General features: G+C 71.9%; 2 protein-coding genes and 1 pseudogene. 2 read left to right on the top strand and 1 reads right to left on the bottom strand.

The genetic code is table 11. The features are described 5' to 3' along the window. Positions 1 to 297, top strand: a pseudogene (locus D183_RS0107665) (glucose-6-phosphate dehydrogenase); the annotation flags it as partial. Between the two features lie 467 nt (positions 298 to 764). Here D183_RS0107665 and D183_RS24235 read toward each other — a convergent pair. Further along, positions 765 to 2,600, bottom strand: coding sequence for a monovalent cation:proton antiporter-2 (CPA2) family protein (locus D183_RS24235; RefSeq protein ID WP_017908486.1), 1,836 nt, complete (start codon positions 2,598 to 2,600; stop codon positions 765 to 767). A 479-nt stretch (positions 2,601 to 3,079) separates the two neighbouring features. Here D183_RS24235 and D183_RS24230 point away from each other — a divergent pair. Continuing rightward, the coding region (locus tag D183_RS24230; protein ID WP_039726514.1) for a CoA-binding protein at positions 3,080 to 3,404 on the top strand (325 nt) is incomplete at its 3' end.

Genomic DNA, 3,404 nt, shown 5'->3' with positions numbered 1-3,404 from the left:
CACACCTGGCGCACCCTCACCGCCGGGCGCCGCCCGCCGCCGCGGCGCGCGCCGGAAGCCACCGCCACCACCGAGACCCGGCCGGTGACGCCGGCACCGAAGCGTGGCGGGGCCAAGGCGGGCGATGCCTCGGCTTCGGCGAAGCCAGGCAAGTCGACCAAGCGCAAGCCTGCCCCGGCATCGGTGAAGACGCCGGCGGCCAAGAAGGTCGCCAAGAAGGTCGCGAAGGAAGTCGCGAAGAAAGCCGCCAAGCGCGCGGCCAACAGCACCGCGAAGCGTCCCGCGCGCAAGGGCTGAAGCGATGCCCCGGGCGCCGGCGTGAGCGCCGGTGCTCGGGGAGATGCCTCCATGTCAGCAGGAGCGGCGCAGCCACGGCGGATGGATCCTGCAGTCGGGGCTGAAGCCCCTCCCACAATGGAAGAATTGGCGCCGTGCGGACACAGCGCGCTTGCCGAGCATTGGCGTTGGCGAGCCGGCATGCCGTGGGAGCCCACCGCCCCTGTCGTCGCAGCCAGCAAAGGCGTCACCGCCACGGACGCTGTCGACCGTCAGTGTGGGAGGGGCTTCAGCCCCGACGCGACCACGCTCGACTACACGCGCACCACGCAGTGGGCACGTGCCTCGGCCAATCGTCGGCGTCCCCATCGCTATCTGTCGCGCGTGACAACGGCGTACCCACCGTGACCGCGGTTGTCGGCAGCGACGAGCGCACATACGCAGCGCATTCCTGGGACTCGGTTGGCCGCGCGGCCAAGCCACCCGCATCAACTGCGATGCTGTCCCGCGCCTGTTGCGCCCGTCGCATCCGCCGGCCCGGCCGTCGGATCGTTGACGTCGGCCTCGAACAGCTTGGTCAGGTCGGCGCGCGCCGCACGCGCAGTCTGCACCACCGCCGCATCGTCGTCGTAGACCAGGTGCTGGGCGCGCAGCAATTGCGAGTCGTGTTCGCGGAAGCGGGCGATGCGGTCGCGCGCGGTCGCCGCATCCAGGCCCAGGCCGAGCAGCACCTGCTCGCTCAGCTCCAGGCTGGAGGCGAACACTTCGCGGAACGGCTCCGCACCCAGGTCCATCAGTCGCCAGGCGTGCTGGCGGTTGCGTGCGCGCGCCAGCACCTTGGCGGTGGGGTAGAGCCGGCGGATCAGCCGCGTGGTCTTGATGTTGGTCTCCGGGTCGTCCATCGCCACCACGAAGATGCGGATGCCGTCGCTGCCGGCCGCGCGCAGCAGGTCCGGGCGGCTGGGGTCGCCGTAGTAGAGCTGGTTGCCGAAGCGGCGCAGGTCCTCCACCGTGTCCGGATTGTGTTCCAGCGCCACGAACGGGATGCGCTGCGCAGTCAGCAGGCGCGCGACGATCTGGCCGAAGCGGCCCATGCCGGCGATCAGCACCTGCGCGCGCTGCGTGTCCACGGTGTCGTACTGCGCCGCCGGCGGTGGCTGTTTGCCCTTGCCGGCCTCGCTGCCGCCGAGCAGGCGCTGCATGCCGATCAGCAGCAGCGGCGTCAGCGCCATCGACACGCCGACCACCGCGACCAGGCGGTCGTGGGTGGCGTCGTCGAGCAGGCGCACGCGCTGCGCCTCGGTGAACACCACGAAGGCGAACTCGCCGCCCAGCCACAGCAGGCTGCCCAGCAGCAGCGCACTGCGCCAGGGCAGGCGCAGCACGCGGCCGATGCCGGCCAGCAGCGCGAACTTGACCAGCAACAGCGTGGCCACGGCGCCGGCGATCAGCCACGGTTCGGCGACGATGCGGTCCAGGTCGATGCCCATGCCCACGGCGATGAAGAACACGCCCAGCAGCAGGCCCTGGAACGGCTCGATCTGCGCCTCCAGTTCGTGGCGGAACTCCGAATCGGCCAGCAGCACGCCGGCCAGGAACGCGCCCAGGCTGGGGCTGAGCCCGGCCTTCTGCAGGAACCAGGCGTTGCCCAGCACCACCAGCAGCGCGCTGGCGGTGAACACCTCGGGCATGCGCGTGCGCGCCACCGTGCGGAACAGGTGGCGCAGCACGAAGCGCCCGCACAGCACCACCAGCGCCAGCGCGCCCAGCGCCTGGCCCACTTCCGTCCAGGTCAGGGTGTCGTTCTTGGCGCCGCCGAGCAGCGGCACCGCGGCCAGCAGCGGGATCGCGATCAGGTCCTGGAACAGCAGGATGGCGAAGCCGAGCCGGCCGTAGTCGCTGTTGAGCGCCTTGCGCTCGGCCAGCAGTTGCAGGCCCACCGCGGTGGAGGACAGCGCCAGCGCCAGGCCGATCACCAGCGCGCTCTTCCAGTTCAGCCCCATGCACAGCGCCAGCGCGCCCAACGGCAGCGCGGTCAGCGCGACCTGGGCGCTGCCGGCACCGAACACCGCATGCCGCATCACCTTCAAGCGCGCCGGCGACAGTTCCAGGCCGATCAGGAACAGCAGCATCACCACGCCGATCTCGGCGGCGTTGAGGATGCGCTCGGTGTCCTGCACGAAGCCCAGCCCGTCCGGCCCCAGCACCACACCCGCAGCCAGGTAGGCCAGCACCGCGCCCAGGCCCAGGCGCTTGAACACCGGCACCGCGATCACCGCGGCCAGCAGCAGCACCAGCGCCAGTTCCAGGCCGCCGCTATGCACGAGTCGTCTCCATCGCCGCATTATGCGGCCGCCAATGCGACCGGGTGCTGACCCGGGCTGTGCCTGCGGGCTCCGATGGACATGGCGGATCCGCGAAGGATCGGCGGTGGGCGGCTGTCTGGCGGGGTCTTTCTGCGGCGGAGGCGGCGCTGCCTGCCCTGCGCACCGGGTGTGCGCCGCCGCCTGGTCTCTGTGGCCTGGTCGGGTCGGGGCTGAAGCCCCTCCCACACCGGGAAGTCCAGCAATGTTCCGTGTCGTTCCGGATTCCGCTCAAGCGCGCGTGCGTGCGTAACGGGCTGCCGACCCAAGCTCCCTGTGGGAGGGGCTTCAGCCCCGACACGCGGAGGCCGGAATCTCGCCAGCGCAGCTGTCGCCGGATGCGCGGCATCGCCGTCAACGCCGCAGCGCGCGACCCGGATCATCCCCGCGCCGCGGCCAGCCGTGTACCGTTAGCGCATTCGCTCGCCTCTGCCGCCGCCATGAGCACCTATCACCTGCAGTCCGTGTTCCGCCCCGCCTCGGTCGCCATCGTCGGCGGCAGCCCGCGCGAGCGTTCGGCCGGGCGGGCGGTGGTGCGCAGCCTGCGCGCGGCCGGGTTTCCCGGGCAGATCGGCTGGGTCAGCCCGCGCTACCGCGAGATCGACGGCGTGCCCACGGTGCGCCGGCTCACCGACCTGCCCTGGGTGCCGGACCTGGTGGTGATCACCGCGCCGGCGCGGATGGTGCCGCGCATCGTGTCGATCGCCGCGCGGCGCGGCGTGGCCGCGGCGATCATCCTCACCGCCGGGCTCGGCAGCGGGCCGG

It is taken from the genome of Xanthomonas sp. SHU 199, from assembly GCF_000364665.1.
GTDB lineage: Bacteria > Pseudomonadota > Gammaproteobacteria > Xanthomonadales > Xanthomonadaceae > Xanthomonas_A > Xanthomonas_A sontii.
This window is presented reverse-complemented; position numbering and strand designations above follow the sequence as displayed.